The organism is Enterovibrio norvegicus (assembly GCF_002876705.1).
Lineage (GTDB): Bacteria > Pseudomonadota > Gammaproteobacteria > Enterobacterales > Vibrionaceae > Enterovibrio > Enterovibrio norvegicus_B.
In genome coordinates, this window is record NZ_MDAG01000063.1 from 1 (window position 1) to 688 (window position 688).

Annotated in this window: 1 pseudogene; it reads left to right on the top strand. The window is 44.5% G+C overall.

The annotated features are described in order from the left end of the window. Positions 1 to 38: 38 nt before the first annotated feature. Positions 39 to 656 (top strand): annotated as a pseudogene (locus BCT27_RS25925) (DUF4272 domain-containing protein). Positions 657 to 688: the final 32 nt, after the last annotated feature.

Genomic DNA, 688 nt, shown 5'->3' on the forward strand with positions numbered 1-688 from the left:
CCCGTTATCACAGCGTTAGGGCTCTCCGAGAAATGAGCATGGAAGAACTAAAAAACAAGAATACTGAATACCTACGTTCAATCGGTATTGAAGTGCCCGGGCGTTTACCTCGGATAGAAGATCTACATGAGGTAAACCCTAGAACGGCTCAGGATATAGCTGGCCGTTTATGCGCCCTGGCATACGTCATTGGTTTGGGATTCGACGCAAAGGGTACGGATCTCCTTGAACACCTTACCAAGTACGATCTGATGTCTTAAGTTAGCGGCTACGAGAATGAGCAGCTTAACCACGACATAATTGAAGACCAAGATAAAATTAATATGTCGTGGTTAACCGAATGTGCTCTGGCATTAGCGTGGTGCATTGGCCTTGCAGACTTAAACCACTTTAAGCATTGTGATGACGACCTAGCCCACAAAATACCATTTAAAACTGATCCTAACGAATTTATTCAAAAGGCCACTCTTCTTCCTATCTCTGAAATACAAGAGCAATCCGATCTTTTGTATAGGATGCACTGGTATGCGAGAAACTGCGGCCTCATTGGACAAGAATGTGAATTGAGCGAAGGGATAATATCGGAGCGCCGGAAAGCCATAGATTGGGCATATGGCGTTGAGGAAGATTGGGATGAGATTCCTTTGGATACCTAGCCCTAACAAGGACTTAAAGGGGACTAAAAACA